At 68.0% G+C, this 18,418-nt stretch carries 19 protein-coding genes, 1 tRNA gene and 3 pseudogenes; 9 read left to right on the top strand and 14 right to left on the bottom strand.

The features are described 5' to 3' along the window. Positions 1–308 precede the first annotated feature (308 nt). Together C7T91_RS34780 and C7T91_RS05135 are read left to right on the top strand one after the other, a co-directional pair. Positions 309–722 carry an HAD hydrolase family protein gene (locus C7T91_RS34780; protein ID WP_330848807.1) on the top strand — a complete coding sequence of 138 codons (414 nt, stop codon included), beginning with the start codon at positions 309–311 and terminating at the stop codon, positions 720–722. Position 723: 1 nt separating this feature from the next. After that, complete coding sequence (locus C7T91_RS05135; RefSeq protein WP_108258253.1) at positions 724–1,962, top strand: glycosyltransferase family protein; 1,239 nt, start codon at positions 724–726, stop codon at positions 1,960–1,962. Positions 1,963–2,016: 54 nt separating this feature from the next. Here the strand turns inward: C7T91_RS05135 and yihA are convergent, their stop codons facing one another. The 9 genes and pseudogenes from yihA to rpmH all read right to left on the bottom strand — a co-directional run bounded on the left by yihA (position 2,017) and on the right by rpmH (position 9,703). Next, positions 2,017–2,673 (bottom strand): ribosome biogenesis GTP-binding protein YihA/YsxC, encoded by a 657-nt coding sequence (gene yihA / locus C7T91_RS05130; protein WP_108258252.1) that lies wholly within the window; start codon positions 2,671–2,673, stop codon positions 2,017–2,019. Next, positions 2,670–3,311, bottom strand: coding sequence for a CatB-related O-acetyltransferase (locus C7T91_RS38345; protein ID WP_108258251.1), 642 nt, complete (start codon positions 3,309–3,311; stop codon positions 2,670–2,672). Before C7T91_RS38345 ends, yihA begins: the two co-directional genes overlap by 4 nt. Next, positions 3,308–4,048, bottom strand: coding sequence for an MOSC domain-containing protein (locus tag C7T91_RS05120; protein ID WP_108258250.1), 741 nt, complete (start codon positions 4,046–4,048; stop codon positions 3,308–3,310). The genes C7T91_RS38345 and C7T91_RS05120 overlap by 4 nt, the downstream gene beginning before the upstream one ends. After that, positions 4,045–5,864: pseudogene (gene yidC / locus C7T91_RS05115) on the bottom strand (membrane protein insertase YidC). Before yidC ends, C7T91_RS05120 begins: the two are co-directional and overlap by 4 nt. 545 nt (positions 5,865–6,409) lie before the next feature. Then, positions 6,410–7,945 (bottom strand): putative bifunctional diguanylate cyclase/phosphodiesterase, encoded by a 1,536-nt coding sequence (locus C7T91_RS05110; RefSeq protein WP_108258249.1) that lies wholly within the window; start codon positions 7,943–7,945, stop codon positions 6,410–6,412. Between the two features lie 51 nt (positions 7,946–7,996). Then, positions 7,997–8,881 carry a tRNA 2-thiocytidine(32) synthetase TtcA gene (gene ttcA / locus C7T91_RS05105; protein ID WP_108258248.1) on the bottom strand — a complete coding sequence of 295 codons (885 nt, stop codon included), beginning with the start codon at positions 8,879–8,881 and terminating at the stop codon, positions 7,997–7,999. Between the two features lie 58 nt (positions 8,882–8,939). Then, complete coding sequence (gene yidD, locus C7T91_RS05100) at positions 8,940–9,161, bottom strand: membrane protein insertion efficiency factor YidD (RefSeq protein ID WP_108258247.1); 222 nt, start codon at positions 9,159–9,161, stop codon at positions 8,940–8,942. Next, entirely contained in the window at positions 9,158–9,565 is a 408-nt protein-coding gene (gene rnpA / locus C7T91_RS05095; protein ID WP_108258246.1) for a ribonuclease P protein component, read from the bottom strand. The genes yidD and rnpA overlap by 4 nt, the downstream gene beginning before the upstream one ends. 3 nt (positions 9,566–9,568) lie before the next feature. Further along, a complete protein-coding gene (gene rpmH, locus C7T91_RS05090; RefSeq protein ID WP_108258245.1) occupies positions 9,569–9,703 on the bottom strand; it encodes a 50S ribosomal protein L34 in 135 nt (44 codons plus the stop codon). Positions 9,704–9,947: 244 nt separating this feature from the next. Between rpmH and C7T91_RS05085 the strand changes: the two genes are divergently transcribed. From C7T91_RS05085 to C7T91_RS05070, 4 genes and pseudogenes are all read left to right on the top strand, one after another. Further along, complete coding sequence (locus C7T91_RS05085) at positions 9,948–10,673, top strand: TVP38/TMEM64 family protein (RefSeq protein WP_108258244.1); 726 nt, start codon at positions 9,948–9,950, stop codon at positions 10,671–10,673. Next, positions 10,673–11,299: pseudogene (locus C7T91_RS34770) on the top strand (FAD-dependent oxidoreductase); the annotation flags it as partial. The gene C7T91_RS05085 and the pseudogene C7T91_RS34770, both read left to right, overlap by 1 nt. Positions 11,300–11,654: 355 nt before the next feature. Beyond that, positions 11,655–12,296, top strand: a complete 642-nt coding sequence (locus tag C7T91_RS05075; protein ID WP_161555747.1) for a GntR family transcriptional regulator — start codon at positions 11,655–11,657, stop codon at positions 12,294–12,296. A 98-nt stretch (positions 12,297–12,394) separates the two neighbouring features. Next, entirely contained in the window at positions 12,395–13,141 is a 747-nt protein-coding gene (locus tag C7T91_RS05070; RefSeq protein ID WP_108258241.1) for an LLM class flavin-dependent oxidoreductase, read from the top strand. 3 nt (positions 13,142–13,144) lie between these two features. On the opposite strand, the gene C7T91_RS05065 is transcribed toward C7T91_RS05070, so the two are convergent. Next, a complete protein-coding gene (locus tag C7T91_RS05065) occupies positions 13,145–13,570 on the bottom strand; it encodes a SufE family protein (protein ID WP_108258513.1) in 426 nt (141 codons plus the stop codon). A 114-nt stretch (positions 13,571–13,684) separates the two neighbouring features. On the opposite strand from C7T91_RS05065, the gene C7T91_RS05060 reads away from it, so the two are divergent. Beyond that, on the top strand, positions 13,685–14,128 hold the full coding sequence (locus C7T91_RS05060) for a hypothetical protein (protein WP_145962780.1): 444 nt from the start codon (positions 13,685–13,687) through the stop codon (positions 14,126–14,128). A 362-nt stretch (positions 14,129–14,490) separates the two neighbouring features. Here the strand turns inward: C7T91_RS05060 and rnd are convergent, their stop codons facing one another. The 3 genes from rnd to purM form a co-directional block, all read right to left on the bottom strand. Next, the gene (gene rnd / locus C7T91_RS05055; protein ID WP_108258239.1) at positions 14,491–15,645 is read right to left on the bottom strand and encodes a ribonuclease D; all 1,155 of its coding nucleotides are present in this window, start codon (positions 15,643–15,645) and stop codon (positions 14,491–14,493) included. 70 nt (positions 15,646–15,715) lie between these two features. After that, positions 15,716–16,309 (bottom strand): phosphoribosylglycinamide formyltransferase, encoded by a 594-nt coding sequence (gene purN, locus C7T91_RS05050; protein ID WP_108258238.1) that lies wholly within the window; start codon positions 16,307–16,309, stop codon positions 15,716–15,718. After that, the gene (gene purM, locus C7T91_RS05045) at positions 16,306–17,352 is read right to left on the bottom strand and encodes a phosphoribosylformylglycinamidine cyclo-ligase (RefSeq protein ID WP_108258237.1); all 1,047 of its coding nucleotides are present in this window, start codon (positions 17,350–17,352) and stop codon (positions 16,306–16,308) included. Before purM ends, purN begins: the two co-directional genes overlap by 4 nt. 116 nt (positions 17,353–17,468) lie before the next feature. Here purM and C7T91_RS05040 point away from each other — a divergent pair. Together C7T91_RS05040 and C7T91_RS05035 are read left to right on the top strand one after the other, a co-directional pair. Beyond that, positions 17,469–17,544, top strand: a tRNA-Ile gene (locus tag C7T91_RS05040). Positions 17,545–17,906: 362 nt separating this feature from the next. Beyond that, positions 17,907–17,999, top strand: a pseudogene (locus C7T91_RS05035) (IS5/IS1182 family transposase); the annotation flags it as partial. A gap of 298 nt (positions 18,000–18,297) precedes the next feature. Here the strand turns inward: C7T91_RS05035 and C7T91_RS40320 are convergent. Next, entirely contained in the window at positions 18,298–18,411 is a 114-nt protein-coding gene (locus tag C7T91_RS40320) for a hypothetical protein (protein ID WP_456237833.1), read from the bottom strand. Between the last annotated feature and the right edge of the window lie 7 nt (positions 18,412–18,418).

The following is an 18,418-nucleotide window of genomic DNA, read 5'->3' as shown; positions in this document are numbered from 1 at the left end:
GCCGACGATCTCCGAGACGCATACCCCCAAAGCACGCATATCCAGCCGTCAGAAGGCGTGCGGCGCACAGATGAACCGATCCGGACGATGTGCGCTCTGGCATGCCTTTCAAACGGCGACGAAACTTGGGGCTGGCCCAGTCCGGTGCAGGCCGCGCCTGGGCCAGCCCGATGTTTCCGGCGCAAGTTCGGGAGGATGCGCGACATGTCCTGGCCCGCCATGGTCTCGCGGGTTCGAACCTGCCCCGCTGCCGGGGATGCCCGCCTCGGCATCGCCGCGGGCCCGGCTGCGGCTTTGCCAAGCGGCCCATGCCGCGCGGACCGTCGACGCGGCGGCAATTCTCCGAACCGGGCCTGTGGCAGGGAACCGAAGCGGAGCGCGGCGCCTTCCTCGGGGCGCTCGGCGAGCTGGGGATCTCGGCGCGCTCCGGCGGCCGGTTCCTGACCCTGTCCTTCGGCGCGACCAAGGCCGGACGCATGGCGGAGATCGCGGCGCGCTACGGCGCAAAGACGGTGGTGGCGCTCGGCGATGCGCCGAATGACCGGGAAATGATCGAGGCCGCCACCCATGGCGTGATCATCCGCAACGACCACGGCCCCGGCCTGCCCGAGCTGGCAGGCGAGGCAGAGGGGCGCATCCGGCGCACGGAGGCCGAAGGCCCCGCAGGCTGGAACGCCGCAATCCTGGATCTGACCGCGGGCCTTGCGCCGCAGGAGAGCTGACATGGCTGACTTCCACCAGAACGGCAACATCGCGCAGTTCCACAACCTCCGCTCCCGCCCGCTGGAGGAGATGGTCTACGAGATCGAGACCTATGCCCAGACCCGCAAGATCAGCCTGATCCTGCCGTCGCTCTATTCCGAACTCGAAGGCCCGGCGCTGGCCAACATTCTCGCCGAGCTGGGAAAGGTGCGCTATCTGCACCGGATCATCATCGGGCTCGACCGTGCCGACGAGCGCCAGTACCGGATGGCGAAGGACTTCTTCGCCCGCCTGCCGCAGAACCACGTCGTGATCTGGAACAGCTCGCCGCGGATGCTGCAGATCGAGGAGCGGCTCGCCGCGCTCGGCCTCGCGCCGCCGGAGCCGGGCAAGGGCAAGAATGTCTGGACTTCGATGGGCTACCTGATCGCCTGCGCGGATTCCTCGGTGATGGCGACGCATGACTGCGATATCGTCACCTATGACCAGGAGATGCTGGCGCGGCTGGTCTATCCGGTGGCCAATCCGAATTTCCCCTACCAGCTGTCGAAGGGGTTCTATCCGCGGATCGGCGACGGCAAGCTGAACGGGCGGGTGACCCGGCTCCTGGTCTCGCCCCTGCTGATCGCGCTGAAGAAGGTGATCGGCGACCGCGACTACATCGATTACCTGCGCAGCTTCCGCTATCCGCTGTCGGGGGAATTTGCGCTGCGCACGGGCATCCTGCCCGACCTGCGCATTCCCTCGGACTGGGGGCTGGAAATCGGCGTGCTTTCCGAGGCCTGGCGCAACCTGGGGCCCGGCGCGGTCTGCCAGGTGGAGATCTCCGACGCCTATGACCACAAGCACCAGGACGTCAGCGCCGATGTCGCGACCGACGGGCTGAACCGGATGTCGACCGATATCTGCAAGGCGATCTTCCGCAAGCTCGCGGTCGACGGCACGGTCTTCACCACCGACACGTTCCGGACGCTGAAGGCGGTCTATTACCGGCGCGCGCTCGACATGGTGGAAGTCTATGCCCATGACGCCAAGATGAACGGGCTGAGCCTCGACCGGCACCGCGAGGAGCTGACGGTGGAGCTTTTCGCCGACAACATCACCCGGGCCGGGCAGATTTTCCTCGAAAGCCCGCATGGCAGCCCGTCGATGCCGAACTGGAGCCGCGTCCATGCGGCAGACCCTGCGTTGATGCAGGATCTGAAAGCGGCGGTGGCGGCGGATCAGGCGGAGTACGCGGCCGAACCCTTCGGGGCCTGAGCCGGGCAGGAGAGGGGAGCCCCCCTCTCCCGCACCCTCTCCCCCGGGGCGCGATCAGTCGGCGAGAAGGCCGTTGATCGTGCTGCGCAGGGTGGGGATGCCCTCGCCCTTCTCGGAGGAGGTCAGGATCAGTTCCGGATAGGCGGCCGGGTGCTTCGACAGCGCCTTGGCGACCTGATCGAGCAGCTTCGGGTATTCGCTGGCCTTGATCTTGTCGGCCTTGGTCAGCACCACCTGGAAGGTGACCGCCGAGCGGTCGAGCAGCGACAGGATTTCGTCATCGACCTTCTTGACGCCGTGGCGGCTGTCGATCAGCACGAAGGCGCGGCGCAGGGTCGGGCGGCCCGACAGGTAGTTCTTCATCAGCTCCTGCCATTTCGCCACCGTCGCCACCGGCGCATTGGCGAAACCGTAGCCGGGAAGGTCGACCAGGTAGAGCGCGTCGCGCTCGAAATAGTTGATCTCCTGGGTGCGGCCGGGCGTGTTCGAGGCGCGGGCCAGCCCCTTGCGGCCCGTGAGCGCGTTGATCAGCGAGGATTTTCCGACATTGGACCGGCCGGCGAAGCAGATTTCGACGCGGTCCGCGGGGGGCAGGCCGGACATCGCGACCACGCCCTTCACGAAATTGGTGTCGCCGGCGAAGAGCTTGCGCCCCGCCTCGCGGGAGATGTCGTCCGGTTCCTCGGCGAGCGGGAAGGGGAGCTGCGTCATGTGGCGGCCTCCAGTGCCTCGATGTCTGCGCCGCGAATGGCGTTCAGGTTGCGGGTGATCTTGTCCGCCGGCCAGTCCCACCAGGCGACGGCCAGCAGCCTGTCGACGGTGGCGTCGCCGAAGCGGCGGCGGATCTCGCGGGCCGGATTGCCCGCCGCGACCGCATACGGGCGCAGGTCGCCGGTGACAACCGCCTCTGCGCCGATCACCGCGCCCGCGCCGATGGTCACGCCCGGCATCAGCACCGCGCCGCGGCCGATCCAGACATCCGGGCCGATCACCGTGTCGCCGCGCCGTTCCGCCGTCCAGGTCTCCGGATCGAACCCTTCCTCCCAGCCATGGCCGAAGATGCTGAAGGGAAAGGTCGAGAAACCCGACATGGCGTGGCTGCCGCCGTTCATCACGATCTGCACCCCGGCCGCGATCGCGCAGAACGGGCCGATTTCCAGCCGGTCGCCGATGAAATCATAGTGGTAGAGTACCTGGCGGCCGAAGAAGTCGCCATGGCCCCCGGCGTCGTCCCAGTAGCTGAACCGGCCCGCCGAGACATTGGGCCGGTCCTTTGCCAGCGGCGCCAGGAAGATGACCGCCGGCGCATGGGGCATCGGGTGCAGGACGTCCGGATCGGGACCGGTCATAGCACCGCCATGGCGTCGCCGGCCGAAATCTCGCCGCGGGAGACGACCTTGGCATAGACGCCGAAATCGCGGTGGCCCCAGCCCTCCTTCAGCGCCGGGAGCACGTCCAGGTCGCGCCGGCCGGTCTCGGGATTGGCATGGGTGGCGAGGCAGCGGGTGTTGCGTTCGACGATTTCCAGCACGGCCGAGCCGATCGCGATGCGGCGGCCGACCCAGTCCCATTCCGCCCATGGATCCGCCCCGTCGATCCACAGGTTGCCGCGGAACCGGCGCATGTCGAGCGCGGGCACGCCGAGCTTCTGCGCCAGTTCGCGCAGCGAAGCGAGGTTCAGGATCGAAACCGACGGGTAATCCATGTCGGACATGCCCTCCGGTGGCGCCTTCACCAGCTTGGCGGGGCGCGGCATGCCCTCGGGCCAGAGATCGCCGAGCCAGTCGATCAGCCGACCGCCTTCGGTGGCGGGGTCGAAGCTGAGCGGCGCGCGGCCGGGGTGGCGCAGGTCGATGCCCTGTGTGGTCGTGGTCGCCTCGATCGCCATTAGCGCCGGCCCGTTGGCCCCGCGCAGGAAGTTCGAGCATTTCTGCCAGCCGCCGGTTTCCTCGCAGCCTTCGCGCAGAAGCGCCCATGCCCGGTCCCCAGAAACAGGAAGACCCGGCTCAAGATGAGCCGAGTCCAGTCCTTCGGTACCGATTCCCTTGATCGGGTGCCGCCATATATGGGCGAGCGTCAGGGTCATTCGGCCCCTTTCTTCTTGCGCTTCAGGAATTTGAAGCTGTCCTTGATATTGCCGAAGATGTCCGGCTTGTATCCGTGCCGCCGCATGATCGCATATTGCTGGATGAAGGTCAGCGTGTTGTTGGTGATCCAGTAGAGCACCAGGCCGCTGGCGAAGTTGCCCAGCATGAACAGAAGACCCAAGGCATCCAGGCGAAGATCATCTGCTGCGTCGGGTCGGAGGGCGCCGGGTTCAGCTTCTGCTGCAGCCACATCGAGATGCCCAGCAGGATCGGCAGGATGCCGAGCGACAGGATCGCGAAGAAGCTGGCCGGGTCCGGCACGCCCCAGGGCAGGATGCCGAACAGGTTCAGGATCGACGAGGGATCGGGCGCCGAGAGGTCGCGGATCCAGCCGAGCCAGGCGGCGTGGCGCAGTTCCAGCGTGACGAAGATCACCTTGTAGAGCGAGAAGAAGATCGGGATCTGCAGAAGGATCGGCAGGCAGCCCGCGGCCGGGTTCACCTTTTCCTTCTTGTAGAGTTCCATCATCGCCTGCTGCATCTTCATGCGGTCGTCGCCGGCGGTTTCCTTGATCTTCTCCATCTCCGGCTGGAGTTCCTTCATCTTCGCCATGGAAGCGTAGGACTTGTAGGCCAGCGGGAAGAGGATGACCTTGAGGATCAGGGTCAGGACGATGATCGACCAGCCCATGTTGCCGAAGATCGCATGCAGGTTGTGCAGCAGCCAGAAGATCGGCTTGGTCAGGAAGAAGAACCAGCCCCAGTCGATCGAGTCGACGAAGCGGTCGACGCCGGCTTCCTGGTAGCCCTTGATGGATTCCCATTCCTTGGCGCCGGCGAAGAGCTGCGAGGTGACTTCCTGCGTCTGGCCCGGTTCGACCGTGACGGTCGGCATCCGTGCCTCGGTCTGGTAGATGTCGGAGCCCGGCACGTATTTCGCGACGGAGGTGAAGCCGCTGCCCTGTGCCGGGATCAGCGTTGTCATCCAGTACTTGTCGGTGAAGCCGATCCAGCCCTTGTCGGCGACCTGCAGGACTTCGGCCGGAGCGCCTTCGTTCGCCACCACATCGAGGTCGGGCATCTTGTTGTACTTCACCTCTTCCAGCGCGCCGTCGCTCATGCGCACGACGCCCTCGTGGAGGATGAAGAACCTCTGGCTGTCCGGCTCGCCGTGGCGCGCGACCAGGCCGTAGGGGGCGAGGCGCAGCGCGGCATCGGTGGTGTTCTCGACGCTCTGGGTGACCGAGAACATGAACTTGTCGTCGACCGAGATGGTGCGGCGGAAGATCAGGCCGTTGCCATTGTCCCAGACCAGCGTGACCGGCTGGCCGGGCGCCAGCTTGCTGCCGCTTTCCACGGTCCAGGGCGTGGTCGCGCCGGGAACCTGGTCGAAGTCCAGCGTGCCGGCCGGGGTCCACCCGTAGAAGGCGTAATAGGCCTGCGTGCGGCCGACCGGCGAAAGCAGCTCGACCAGCGGGCTCTCGGGGTCCAGCTCTTCATGGTAGTTGCGCAGCGACAGCTCGTCGATGCGGCCGCCGGCCAGCGAGATCGAGCCGGTCAGGCTGGGCGTGTCGATTTCGACCCGCGCGGCCTCCGAGACGGCGGCCGCGGCGGCATCGACATTCTGGGCGGCACTGCCTTCCTGCAGACCGGGCGGCGCGGGAGCGACCCCGTCGTCGGCGGCATCGGCGGTCTGTTCCGCGACCGGCGTCTCGGTCTGCGGCGTCTCCTGTGGCGGGAACAGGAAGAACCAGCCCATGAGAACGACAAAGGACAGCACCGTTGCTAGAATCAGGTTCTTGTTTTGATCATCCATCCCACACGCAGCCTTTGGGGTTACCAGGTTGGGCCGGTTCAACAGGCGGGAGGGCCAAAGGTCAAGCGGATATAGCCGGATTTGACCGGATGACGCCCCTGTGGGGGGGCTTGCGCGGCAGTGTTTCCGGCGGAGGAAGCAGGCATGTGCAGCCCGGCCATCGGCGGGACGGCGGCGCGAGTCCCTTTGTCGGGAGCGGGGTCGGGCCGCCCCGGGCGGTCCCGTTGGCGGTGTGGTGGCGGGCAGCGCCGCCTCCGCTGTGGCGAGTCTTGAGCCACCGGATTGAAGGCGTGCAGCCGGACCCGTGGCGGGGTCTGCACCGACGTCCGGTGGACCCGGAAAACGTCCGTTCTGACGCTGCCGCAGGGCGCGTGCCGCGCCGCCATCCGTCCGGGCCTGTGGCCATTGCAGAAGCCTTGCGCGCTCCTGCCGCAGATGAGCCGAGGATGTGCGGCAGACTTCCCGCACAGGCTTGGTCCGGTGTGCGAACGGCCAGAAGCCGACCGTCCGGCGAGGGAGCGGCGGGCGGAGCCGCGAGATGAGAGTCAGCCGGTCCAGCGGCCTATGTCAGGCGGGGCGACGAGCTTGGCATTGTGCTCTGCGAGCCAGCCGATGGTATCCTCGAACGGCATCGGGCGGCCAATGCCGTAGCCCTGGACATGGCCGCAGCCGAGTTGCGACAGCATCGTGTGTTCGCCGACGGTTTCGACACCTTCGGCGAGGGTGTCGAGATCGAGCCGTTCCGCCATCGTGAGGATCGCGGCCACCATGCGCTGCTGTTCGCGGTCCTCGTCGACCCGCTGCACGAAGGAGCGGTCAATCTTCAGCCGGCTCACGGTGAAGCGGCGGATATTGGTGATCGAGGAATGGCCGGTGCCGAAATCGTCGAGGTCGATCCGGCAGCCGAGCCGCGACAACCCGGTGATGTTGCGGCTTATGCTGTCATCCGCGCTTTCCGAGATCACGTTTTCCAGGACCTCGACCGTCAGCCGCTCCGGGGCGAGGCTGAACCGGTCGAGTTCCCAGGCGATCCGGTCGACCAGCGTCGGATTGCGCAGTTCCGCCAGCGAGAAATTGACGCCGATGGACGGGACCTCGACTTGCGCGCGGTCCCAGGATTTCAGGGCCGACAGGCTGTTGTAGAGGATCACCTCGCCCAAGCGCTCCAGCAGGGCGGCGGCCTCGAGCGCAGGCAGGAACTCCGCCGGAGGGACCAGGCCGCGTTCGGGATGCGACCAGCGCGCCAGCGCCTCGAAGCCGGTGATCCGGCCGGTATCCGTGCTGATCTGTGGCTGGAACCACGGGCGGATCTGGCCTGCTTCGAGTGCATCGCGCACTTCGTCGATCAGCTTGGACTGGGTGACGCGGCGGCGGTGCAGTTCCTCGGTATAGGCGCGGATCGTGCCGGGGCCGCGGGAATGCGCTTCGCGCAAGGCGGCTTCGGCGGCCTCGACCAGGATGTGGCCGGTTGCGTCGGGCAGGCGGTCCGGCTGGCTGAACCCTGCCGAGACGGAGACATGCAGCTGGGCGCCTTCGAACAGGACGGGATCAGCCGCGGATTTCTGCAGCCGGGCGCAGATCTGCATGAGGGATTCCAGATCGGCGCGGGCGGTCGGCGTCAGGACGATGCCGAAGATGCCGTCGCCGAAGCTGGCAACGGTGTCGTTCCGGCGCATGCCGACCTGCAGCCGCCTGGCGATCTGGGCCAGGATCTCTTCCGCGGCCCGCATGCCCATGCGGTCGCGCATCCGGCTGAAATCATCGATGGATACCAGGATGCAGGCGGTGGTGCGGCCGGTTTCCGCGCTGTCGCGCAGGATCCTTTCGGCGGCTTCCTCGAGCCTCGTGCGTTCGATGTCGAACGGCGTCTGCCAGGGACCGGTTGCGGCCGATGCCCCGTTCCGGGACATCGACAGGAGCGCTGCGGCGGCCGGCAGGCCGAGCGCCGCGAGATAGAGCCCCGCTTCGCCCGACAGCCAGTAGGCACCGAGCGTCAGCGCCGGAACTGCGAGCAGCAGATTCGGCAAGGTCAGCGCCTCGGCGCGCCAGTCACGCCGCAGGCCGGGCAGGGGCCACTTCATCTGTCTTCATCCATCCCATCGGTGCCGCAGGGGCAGCCTAGGGACAGGACGTCATTCAAGCGTTAATCTGGGAACGCCCGGCTCTGCGGAATCTTCGCTCAATTCGACCGAACGGCGCTCGAGCCCTGCGAAATCGAAGATTTTCGGGTCAAGCAGGTGCGACGGCCGGGTGTTCATGAGGGCGCGGAACATCTTCTGGCGGCGGCCCGGCGCGTTCTTTTCCCAGCCGTCGAGAATCGCCTTCACCTGCTGGCGCTGCAGCCCGTCCTGGCTGCCGCAGAGATCGCAGGGGATGATCGGATAGTCCATTGCCTTGGCGAAGCGTTCGCAATCGGCCTCGGCGACATGGGCGAGCGGGCGGTAGACGAACAGGTCGCCTTCCTCGTTCACCAGCTTCGGCGGCATCGTCGCCAGCCGCGAGCCGTGGAACAGGTTCATGAAGAAGGTTTCCAGGATGTCGTCGCGGTGATGGCCCAGAACGACCGCGGAACAGCCTTCCTCGCGCGCAATGCGGTAGAGATTGCCGCGCCGCAGCCGCGAACAGAGCGCGCAGAAGGTCCGGCCCGCGGGGACCTTGTCCATCACGATGGAATAGGTGTCCTGGTATTCGATCCGGTGCGGAACGCCCATCTTTTCAAGGAATTCCGGCAGCACGGTCGCGGGGAATCCGGGCTGGCCCTGGTCGAGGTTGCAGGCCAGCAGCTCCACCGGCAGCAGTCCGCGCCATTGCAGCTCATGCAGCACCGCGAGCAGCGTGTAGCTGTCCTTGCCGCCCGACAGGCAGACCAGCCAGCGCGCGCCGCGCTCCACCATGCCGTATTGCTCGATCGCCTCGCGGGTGTCGCGCACGATCCGCTTGCGGAGCTTCTTGAACTCGGTGGTCGAGGGGGCGCCGTGGAACAGCGGATGGATGTCGTCGGCGTCGTCGTCGAACATGGCAGGGCCTCCGTGGGGCGGTGGCGGGCGCCCGGCGGATGCGGGCCTGCCCGGAGCGTCAGTCAGGGACGTTGTCGATGCCCGAGCCGCCCCAGGGATGGCAGCGCAGCAGCCGCCGGATCGTCAGCCAGCCGCCCTTCAGGCCGCCATGCTTTTCAAGGGCTTCCAGCGCATAGGCCGAGCAGGTCGGCTGGAAGCGGCAGCCATGGCCGACCCAGGGCGACCACAGCAGGCGGTAGGCGCGCACCGGCAGCGCGAGGAGGCGCGCGGCGGGGCTCACCGCTTCGGCTCGCGCGGGCGATGCACCTTTTCGAGGGCGCGCCGCAGATCCGCCAGCATCGAATCGAAAGGATGCGTCGCGGTCATGCCGGGACGCCCGATCAGGACATAGTCCCAGCCGGGGCGGCCGAGTGCCGGCAGGATTTCGGCGGCAACGGCGCGCAGGCGCCGCTTGGCACGGTTGCGGGCGACGGCATTGCCGACCTTCTTCGAGCAGGTATACCCCACACGCACCAAGCCCGCCCCGGAACTGTCGTTCCGCTGGCGGGCCTGAAGGGTGAAGGCATCCGTGTGAGCGCGCCCGGCACGGGCGGCACGCAGGAAGTCAGCGCGCTTCCGCAGGATCTGCGGATGCGGCAGGGTTGGTCCGCTGGGCGCCTCTGTATTCAAAGGACAGCCCGGCAGCCATTACGCGCAGAGCGACTTGCGGCCACGCAGGCGGCGAGCGTTCAGGATCTTGCGACCGGCCTTGGTGGCCATGCGCGCGCGGAAACCGTGACGGCGCTTGCGCACCAGGTTGGACGGCTGGAAAGTGCGTTTCATGTGTTCTACTCCGGCAAGGCCCCGCAGCAGGCGGCGCCGAATTCTTATGAGACGCCGCCCATAAGCCGTCATCGGCAGCGAGTCAATTGCCTGTCCAGTGAATCTGCCGCATTTGCGCAACAGCAGGCCGGTTCCCGTCAGATCCGCCGGGTCACCGGGCATCAAGCGGCCGTGACAAGCCTGTCATGTGGCTGCGGCGGCGCTCCGTGCTAGGCTATTGCCTGCGGGGAAAGGAGCCCGACGCGTGACACAGAACACTTCTTCCCGGTCGGCCGCAAGGCATCTGCCGCTGATTCTCCTGGTTGCCGGCGGCATTGCCGGGACTGTCCTGCTGGGCGACCGGCTGAGTTTCGAGAGCCTCGCGGAGCACCGGGAGGCGCTTCTGGCGCTGCGTGACAGCCATTATGCAGCCGCGGCGGCCGGATTCGTCCTTCTCTATGCGCTGGCCGTGGCCTTCAGCCTGCCCGGTGCCACCGTGGCGACGCTGACCGGGGGATTCCTTTTCGGCACCTTTCCCGGCGTCCTCTTCAATATCGCGGGCGCCACCGCCGGGGCCTGCGCGATTTTCCTCGCCGCGCGTGCCGGGCTGGGGGCGCGGCTGGCGGCCAAGATGGATGCCTCCGAAGGACGCATCCGCCGGATCAAGGCCGGAATAGACGCCAACCAGTGGGAGATGCTGTTCCTGATCCGGCTGGTGCCGGTGATTCCGTTCTTCGTTGCGAATCTGCTGCCCGCGCTGGTCGGCGTGCCCTTCGCGCGGTTTGCCGTCACCACCGGGCTCGGCATCCTGCCCGGCGCACTGGTCTATACGTCGCTCGGGGCGGGGCTGGGCGAGATTTTCGCGCGCGGCGAGACACCCGATCTGGGGCTGATCTTCGAGCCGCGCATCTTGCTGCCGCTGCTCGGCCTCGCCGCGCTGGCGGCGCTGCCGATGGCAATCCGCGCCTTGCGGGGAAAGGAGCCGCTCTGATGGAACGGATCACATGCGATGTCTGCGTGGTCGGCGCCGGCTCGGGCGGCCTGTCCTTTGCGGCCGGTGCAGCGCAGATGGGGGCCGATGTGGTCCTGCTCGAGCGAGGCGAGATGGGCGGCGACTGCCTGAATTCCGGCTGCGTGCCGTCGAAAGCGCTGCTGGCGGCGGCGAAGCTGGCGCAGGCGCACCGGACCGGCGGGATGGGGATCGCGCCGGGCGCGGCCCGGGTCGATTTCGCGGCGGTGAAGGACCATGTGGCCGCGGTGATCGCGCAGATCGCCCCGCATGACAGCCAGGACCGTTTCGAGGGCCTGGGCGTCCGGGTGATCCGCGAAAGCGGCCGCTTCGTCGCGAAGGACCGGATGCAGGCGGGCGGCCACGAGATCACGGCGCGCCGCTTCGTCATTGCCACCGGCTCGCGGCCGATGGTGCCGGACCTGCCCGGCATCGATGCCGTCGAGGTGCTGACCAACGAGTCCGTCTTCGGGCTCCGCGACTGCCCGCGTCACCTGCTGGTCCTCGGCGGCGGACCTGTCGGCGCCGAGATGGCGCAGGCGCACCGGCGGCTCGGCGCCGAGGCCCGTCCGGGCGGTCGGGGCCGAGCCGGGCCAGAAGGTTGGCCTTGGTGCCGGTGGCATCGGGGAAGATCGTGCAGTCCGCTCCGGCGGCTTCGAGCTGCGCGCGGATGGCGCCGACCAGCGCGAGGTTCGGGGCGGGGCTCAGCGAGGGCTCGGCGACCAGCCGCTCGAGCCAGGCCAGCGTGCCGGTCATGTCCGCTCCGGCAGGGCCGCCGGATGGTCGAAGGGGAGGGCGAATGTGCTCATGGTTCGGTCGTTCCGCATGCGGTCCGCTGCTTCTGGGGAGGCTGCCTGCGGACCTGGTCTTGACAGCTTCCCGCAGGAATGCATGCTGTATACAGAAAATCAAGGGGCGGTTCGGCAGGGAGCGGATGAGCGCATGGAGATAGCGGGCGGAGGCATGAAACCGGCCCAGAGGGGCATATCGCTGGCCGAGCAGATCTACCGCAACCTGCGCAGCGCGATCATCGGCGGGCAGATCGCCGCCGGCACGCGGCTGCGCGAGGTCGAGCTGGCCGAAATGCTCGGCGCGAGCCGCACGCCGCTGCGCGAGGCGCTGTCGCGGCTGGCGGGCGACGGGCTGCTGACGCCGCTGTCGAAGGGCGGCGTGGAGGTGGTGGATGTCGAAAGCGAGCGCGACGACATCCATGCGATCCGCGTGGGGCTCGAATGCGTGGCGATCCGGCTTGCGGCTGCGCGGGCAACCGAAGAGGAACTGGCGCAGCTTTTCGTGCTGGTCGAGGAACGCGAGGCGATGGAGATCGCCGATGCCGAGGGCCGCTCGGCGAACAATGCGCGCTTCCACGACCTGATCCGCGAGATGTCGCGCAACCCGCGGCTGGTGGCGATGATCGCGCAGTACCAGGAATTCTTCCTCGATGCGGAGCGGCTGTCCCGGCTCGACGAGGAGGCCAGCCGCCGCGCTGGACGCGAGCATCGCGGGATTGCCGAGGCAGTGGCAGCGCGTGATCCGGAGGCAGCCGAGACGGCGCTGCGCCATCATATCGAACGGGCCTATGAAAGCCTGAAGGCAAGCCGCTAGGCGGCTGTCCTTCCCGCGGCCCGCCAGGCCGGACCCGGATGTGCCGGGTCCGGGCAGTCAACGAGTGCCCGCTTGCCGGGCCGGAGCGGAGGTCAGCCATGACACGGCGCCCGAAGATGCATCTGGTCGCCTATCTGCGCACCAATTCCACTGCCAGCTATGCCGGGGGCTGGCGCCATCCGGCGGCGCCGCTGGACGATGTCTGGTCGCCGGAGCGCTACCAGAGCCTCGCGCGGCTGCTGGAGAACGCCTGCTTCGATGCGGGCTTCTTCGCCGACAACCTGGCGCTGCCCGATCTCTACAAGGGGCGGATCGACGACTATATCGGCCGCGGCGGGCAGGCGAGCCTGCTCGATCCGATGATCGCGCTGCCGATCATGGCAGCGGCGACGACGCGGCTGGGGCTCGGCGCGACCCTGTCGACGACCTTCAACGAGCCTTACCACCTGGCGCGCAGCCTGGGCTCGCTCGACCTTGTCTCGGGCGGCCGCGCGGCCTGGAACATCGTGTCCTCGACCATGGATTGCGAGGCGCGGAATTTCGGGCTCCCGGCGATGCCGGACAAGGAGACCCGCTATGACCGGGCCGATGACGTGCTGGAGGCCTGCACCAAGCTGTGGGACAGCTGGGACGCGGAGGCGCTGGTGATGGACCGCGGCAGCGGCGTCTTCGCCGACACGTCGCGCATCCGGGCGGCCGATCACGACGGGCCCTTCGTCCGGGTGAAGGGGCCGCTCGGCATTCCGCGCAGCCCGCAGGGGCAGCCGGTGCTGATGCAGGCGGGGTCCTCGCCGCGCGCGCTGCCGCTGGCCATCGCAGCGGCAGCGGCCGTGCCGCGGCGCTGAGACTCAGCCTGCGGCGGCGGCCGCCTGTTCGCGGATCCGCTGCACCATGGCCCGCACGCCGTTCGAGCGCTGTGCCGAGAGGTGCTCGTCGAGGCCGAGCCGCGCCAATTCGGCATGGGCGTCAACCTTCAGGACGTCCCCCACCTGCAGCCCGGAATAGAGCGCATGCAGCACCGCGATCAGCCCGCGCACGATCATCGCGTCGCTTTCGCCCTTGAAGCTGTAGACCGCCTGCGGCCCCTGCCCCGCGATCTCGGGATGCAGCCAGACTTGGCTGGCACAGCCGTCCACCTTGGTTGCGGGCACCTGCAGCGCGGGGTCGAGACCCTCCATCGCCTTGCCCAGCTCGATCACATGGCGGTAGCGGTCTTCCCAGTCATCGAGGAACTCGAAAGTTTCCGCTATCTCTTCGAACGCTTCGCTCGCCATCGTGGCCTCCATCTCAATCGCCTGACAGGTAGGGGTTTTCCGCCGCAGCGTCCAGTGCATCCCGGGCGCCGAAGCGGCTTCCCCCGTGCCCGGTTTTGGGCTATCGGATCGGGCATGACACGCATGCTGACGACCCGCCGCGCCGCCATCCTGTCGCTTGCCGCCCTCGGCCTGGCCGGGGCCTGCGGGCGCGAGCCCCCGAAGACGCTGGAGCCCGAAGGCGGCTATCCGGTGCTGCGCGCCGATGACCGCGCGCTGATCCAGACGGTCGACACGATGTCGGTCGAGCCGACCCCCGGCGGCATCATCGTCACCGCCACCGGCCGCGTGCCGCCCGGCTATTGGGACATTGCCCTTGTTCCGCCGCCCGGACAGCGCGAAAATCCTGCCGAAGCCGTCCTGGAATTCCGTGTGCGCCCGCCGCTCGAGACGCCCGCGCCGGGCGGCGTGCCGAGCCAGCAGGTCACTGCCGCGCAATTCATTCCCGCGCCGGAACTGGCCGGGGTGCGCAGCATCACCGTCACCGGCGCCACCAACAGCCGCACCAGCCGCCGCTGACCCCGAGCGGGGCGGCGCCAAAGCGCCGTTCCGCTTGCCTTGGCGGACCGGATGGCCGCGCCGCGGGCATTTTCCTTCGAAAGCGCATGATGCAGCCGCTGCCGGACAGACGGCCACGGTGCCGAACTCCGCCATGCCTTGCGGCGCCGTTTGCCTGGCGACTTGGCGTGCTCAAGCGACCGGACCGTTTTACGGCAGCGCGCAGAGGGAGAGCCCATTCCGCCCCCTTGGCCGGGCGGCTGGCGTTCCGATGGGGAAATCCGGGACTGCCCTGCCTCCTTCCCGCACCGGGGAGCGCCGCGGGCGATGGCCTGCCCCGGACCCGGCCGCAGCTGCGCGGCCGCAATCCCGGGGCTGCGGGCTCAGAGCTCGACGATGCGGATCGCGCCGCCGTCGGCCGAAAGCGCAAGGCCGCCCTCGCAGAGCCGCAGCGCATCCTCGCCGAAGACCTTGCGGCGCCAGCCTTTCAGCGCCATCAGGTCGCGCTCGCCCGCGGCGATCGCGTCGAGTTCCGCCGTGGTCGCGATCAGCTTCTGCGCCACGCCGGACTGTTCGGCCTTGGCCTTCAGCAGCACCCGCAGCAGTTCCGCCAGCGCCTGGCTGACATTCGACTTGTCGGCCTCTTCCTTGCGCGGCACGGCCTCGGGCGGGGTGGCAATCCCCTTCTCGACCGCTGCCAGGATGCCGTCGGCGATCTCGCCCTTGCGGGCCTCGCGCAGCAGCAGCCGCGACCGCGACAGGTCGGCGGCATTGCGCGGCTTGGTCGAGGCAAGCTCGACCAGCGCATCGTCCTTGAAGACCCGGCTGCGGGGAATGTTGCGTTCCTGCGCATAGCGCTCGCGGAACTCGGCCAGCGCGGCGACGACGCCGAGGAACTTGCCGCTGTTGGTCCGCGTCTTGACCCGTTTCCAGGCCTCCTCGGGACGGGAGATATAGGTCTCGGGATCGGTGAGGACCTGGATTTCCTCTTCGACCCAAGCCTTGCGGCCCGCCTTCTCCAGCTCGGCGGAGAGGTATTCGTAGATCACCCGCAGATGGGTCACGTCGGCCAGAGCATAGCTCAGCTGGGCATCGGTCAGCGGGCGGCGGCTCCAGTCGGTGAAGCGCGAGGATTTGTCTAGGCTGGCCCGCGCGATGCGCTTGACCAGGGTCTCGTAGCCGACCTGCTCGCCGAAGCCGCAGACCATCGCCGCGACCTGGGTGTCGAACAGCGGCTCGGGGATGACGCCGCCGTCATGGTAGAAGATTTCCACGTCTTGGCGGGCGGCATGGAAGACCTTGACCACGCTGGTATTGCTGCACAGGTCATAGACCGGCTGCAGGTCGATCCCCTCGGCGAGCGGATCGATCAGCACGGCGGTTTCCTCGCCTTCGCCCGGATAGGCGATCTGCAAGAGGCAGAGCTTGGAATAATAGGTCCGCTCGCGGAGGAATTCCGTATCCACCGTCACGTAGGGGTGCTGGGCGGCACGGTTGCAGAATTCGCGCAGCTCTTCCGTCGTGGTCAGGGTCTTCATCAGTTTTTTCTTCTTTGCGTTCCGTAGGTTTGGCGCGATGGCCAAAGATGAGGCCCCGGCCCGTGCGATGTCAAGCCAAGGTGAAGCGGCTGCGGTCTCCGCAGGCGAAGCGGCGCAGGGCCTCGGGATAGAGCCGGTGTTCCAGCGGCAGCAGCCGCGCGGCGAGCTTATCGGGCGTGTCTCCGGCCAGGATCGGCAGATGCGCCTGGCCGAGGATCGGGCCGCCGTCGAGCTCGGGCGTGACCTCGTGGACGGTGCAGCCATGTTCGGCATCCCCAGCCTCGATCGCCCGCGCATGGGTGTGCAGGCCGCGGTATTTCGGCAGCAGCGACGGGTGGATGTTCAGCATCCGGCCCTGCCAGCGCGCGAAGAACCCTTCGGTCAGCACCCGCATGAAGCCCGCGAGGCAGATGATGTCGGGCTCGGCCGCTTCCAGCACGCGGGTCAGCTCGGCCTCGAAGGCCGGGCGGTCCTTGCCGAAGGGCCGGTGGTCGACCACCGCCGTCGGAATGCCGCGCGAAGCGGCCTTTTCCAGCCCGCCCGCCTCGGCATTGTTCGACAGCACGAGGCAGGGCCGCGCCGGATGGTCGCCGGTCATGGAATCGACGAGGGCCACCATGTTGGAGCCCCCGCCGGAAATCAGGATCGCGACGCGCTTGGTCACGCCAGCGTCCCCTCGTAGGTCACGCCCTCGCCCGCGGTCACGGTGCCGATGCGGGTGACGGTCTCGCCTTCCGCCTTCAGCAGCGCCTCGATCTCGTCGGCCCGGCCGGCCGCGACGGCGACGACCATGCCGATGCCGCTGTTGAAAGTCTTCAGCAGCTCGGCCTGCGACAGCCCGCCCGCATCCGCGAGCCAGGCGAAGACCGGCGGCAGCGTCCAGCTCGACAGGTCAATGGTCACGCCCAGCCCCTCCGGCAGGACGCGCGGCACGTTCTCGGTCAGCCCGCCGCCGGTGATATGCGCCAGCGCATGCACGCCGCCCGCCGCGATCGCCGCCTTGAGCGGCTTCACGTAGAGACGGGTGGGCGTCAGCAGCGCCTTGCCGAGGCTCTCGCCGACGAAGGGCGCCTGGTCCTCCCAGGACAGCCCGGCCGACTCGACGATCTTGCGCACCAGCGAATAGCCGTTGGAGTGGACGCCGTCCGAGGCGAGGCCCAGCAGCACGTCACCCTCGGCCACGTCCGCCGGCAGATGCGCGCCGCGCTCCATCGCGCCGACGGCAAAGCCCGCGAGGTCGAAATCGCCCGCCGGATACATGCCCGGCATCTCGGCGGTCTCGCCGCCGATCAGCGCGCAGCCCGACAGTTCGCAGCCCTTGGCGATGCCCTCGATCACCTGGGTGGCCGCATCGAGCTCGAGCTTGCCGGTGGCGAAATAGTCGAGGAAGAACAGCGGCTCCGCGCCCTGGCAGATCAGGTCGTTGACGCACATGGCGACAAGGTCGATGCCGACGGTGGACACGTGGCCGGTATCGATCGCCAGCCGCAGCTTGGTGCCGACGCCATCGGTGGCTGCGACCAGGATCGGATCCTGGTAGCCCGCGCCCTTCAGGTCGAAAAGCGCGCCGAAGCCGCCGAGACCCGACATAACTCCCGGACGGGCCGTCGCCTTGGCCGCGGGCTTGATCCGCTCCACCAGCGCGTTGCCTGCCGCGATATCGACCCCTGCCTCGGCATAGGTCAGCCCGTTCTTTCCGTCGCTCATGTCTGTGATCCTTCGCTGCGCGGGCTCCGCCTATAGCAGTCCCGGCAACAGTGCAATCGTCTCGCGGCCTGCGGCCCCTTGACGCCGGGCACCGGTCTGCTAGCCATTCGGCAGGCGGGCCTGTAGCTCAATGGTTAGAGCAGAGTGCTCATAACACTTTGGTTGGGGGTTCAAGTCCCTCCGGGCCTACCAAACCCTATCTATTTCTCCTTATCCGCCAAGGAGTTACGGATTTTCCTGGCGAACCTGCCAGGGTGGTTCACCAAACTCTGTCCGCCTTTTGCCCCATGCGGGAGGCGACCAATCGCGGAATCCGCCAGACATTTCCGGCCGAAGTCCACTGTGTATCGCTGCGCTTCGGCCAAGGTGCCATGGCCGCTTACCGACATGATCTCGTGAGGCTGCCCGCCCGCTTCTGCGATCGGGCAGCAGATGGCCTTGCGCAAACCGTGAGCTGCACAGAGCGGCAAATTGGCTGCATCGCACCATTCGGCCTTGTTGCACAAAGAGGCTCCGGGATTCACTTCGTGAATCCAATGTAGTAGCGGGCTTGCATGAGCAGACCGCCGAAGCCGACCTACAAGACCACCAACTGGCAAGCGTATAATCAGACGCTGAGGCAGCGTGGAGCGCTGACCGTCTGGTTCGCGACGCCGGGCGCCCCTGCCTGCGTGCCACCGCCGCCGCCCGGCACCGGCCTTCTCCATCTTGGCGGCAAGCTCGGCTTCCGGAGCGCCAATGCGCAGCAGCCGCCCTTTTCCCGCAGACGGGCGGTTTTCCGGCAGTCTCCGCGCAGGCGGAGCACCCCGGTTGCGCCGGAAGTTCCGGGCTGCGGCACGGGCCCCGGGAAGGGAGACCGCTCCGGCATGCCAGAGGCTTTCGAGGACCGGGTGCAGCTGCCGCCAGCACCGCCCCCGTTGAAACCGCCAAGGGCGGACCGTCCCTTCAGCCGGGCGCCGGAGCCTCCTGTTGCAGGCTGCTGCGCCAGGGCTCGGGCATGTCGCACAGGCGCAGCACCAGCGTGTGGATCGAGAACACCACCGCGCGGCTCCGCGGCAGGCGCCGC

It is taken from the genome of Mangrovicoccus ximenensis (genome assembly GCF_003056725.1).
In the GTDB taxonomy this organism is placed as follows: Bacteria; Pseudomonadota; Alphaproteobacteria; order Rhodobacterales; family Rhodobacteraceae; genus Mangrovicoccus; species Mangrovicoccus ximenensis.
Note: the sequence above shows the minus strand (reverse complement) of the source record. Positions and strands in the feature narration are given on the sequence as shown.

Excerpts from the sequence above, each read along its gene's own strand:
- C7T91_RS34780 (WP_330848807.1), top strand. The coding sequence starts at position 309 with ATGCCGCGCGGACCGTCGACGCGGCGGCAATTCTCCGAACCGGGCCTG.
- C7T91_RS05135 (WP_108258253.1), top strand. The coding sequence starts at position 724 with ATGGCTGACTTCCACCAGAACGGCAACATCGCGCAGTTCCACAACCTC.
- yihA (WP_108258252.1), bottom strand. The coding sequence starts at position 2,673 with ATGACGCAGCTCCCCTTCCCGCTCGCCGAGGAACCGGACGACATCTCC.
- C7T91_RS38345 (WP_108258251.1), bottom strand. The coding sequence starts at position 3,311 with ATGACCGGTCCCGATCCGGACGTCCTGCACCCGATGCCCCATGCGCCG.
- C7T91_RS05120 (WP_108258250.1), bottom strand. The coding sequence starts at position 4,048 with ATGACCCTGACGCTCGCCCATATATGGCGGCACCCGATCAAGGGAATC.
- C7T91_RS05110 (WP_108258249.1), bottom strand. The coding sequence starts at position 7,945 with ATGAAGTGGCCCCTGCCCGGCCTGCGGCGTGACTGGCGCGCCGAGGCG.
- ttcA (WP_108258248.1), bottom strand. The coding sequence starts at position 8,881 with ATGTTCGACGACGACGCCGACGACATCCATCCGCTGTTCCACGGCGCC.
- rpmH (WP_108258245.1), bottom strand. The coding sequence starts at position 9,703 with ATGAAACGCACTTTCCAGCCGTCCAACCTGGTGCGCAAGCGCCGTCAC.
- C7T91_RS05075 (WP_161555747.1), top strand. The coding sequence starts at position 11,655 with ATGAAACCGGCCCAGAGGGGCATATCGCTGGCCGAGCAGATCTACCGC.
- C7T91_RS05070 (WP_108258241.1), top strand. The coding sequence starts at position 12,395 with ATGACACGGCGCCCGAAGATGCATCTGGTCGCCTATCTGCGCACCAAT.
- C7T91_RS05065 (WP_108258513.1), bottom strand. The coding sequence starts at position 13,570 with ATGGCGAGCGAAGCGTTCGAAGAGATAGCGGAAACTTTCGAGTTCCTC.
- C7T91_RS05060 (WP_145962780.1), top strand. The coding sequence starts at position 13,685 with ATGACACGCATGCTGACGACCCGCCGCGCCGCCATCCTGTCGCTTGCC.
- rnd (WP_108258239.1), bottom strand. The coding sequence starts at position 15,645 with ATGAAGACCCTGACCACGACGGAAGAGCTGCGCGAATTCTGCAACCGT.
- purM (WP_108258237.1), bottom strand. The coding sequence starts at position 17,352 with ATGAGCGACGGAAAGAACGGGCTGACCTATGCCGAGGCAGGGGTCGAT.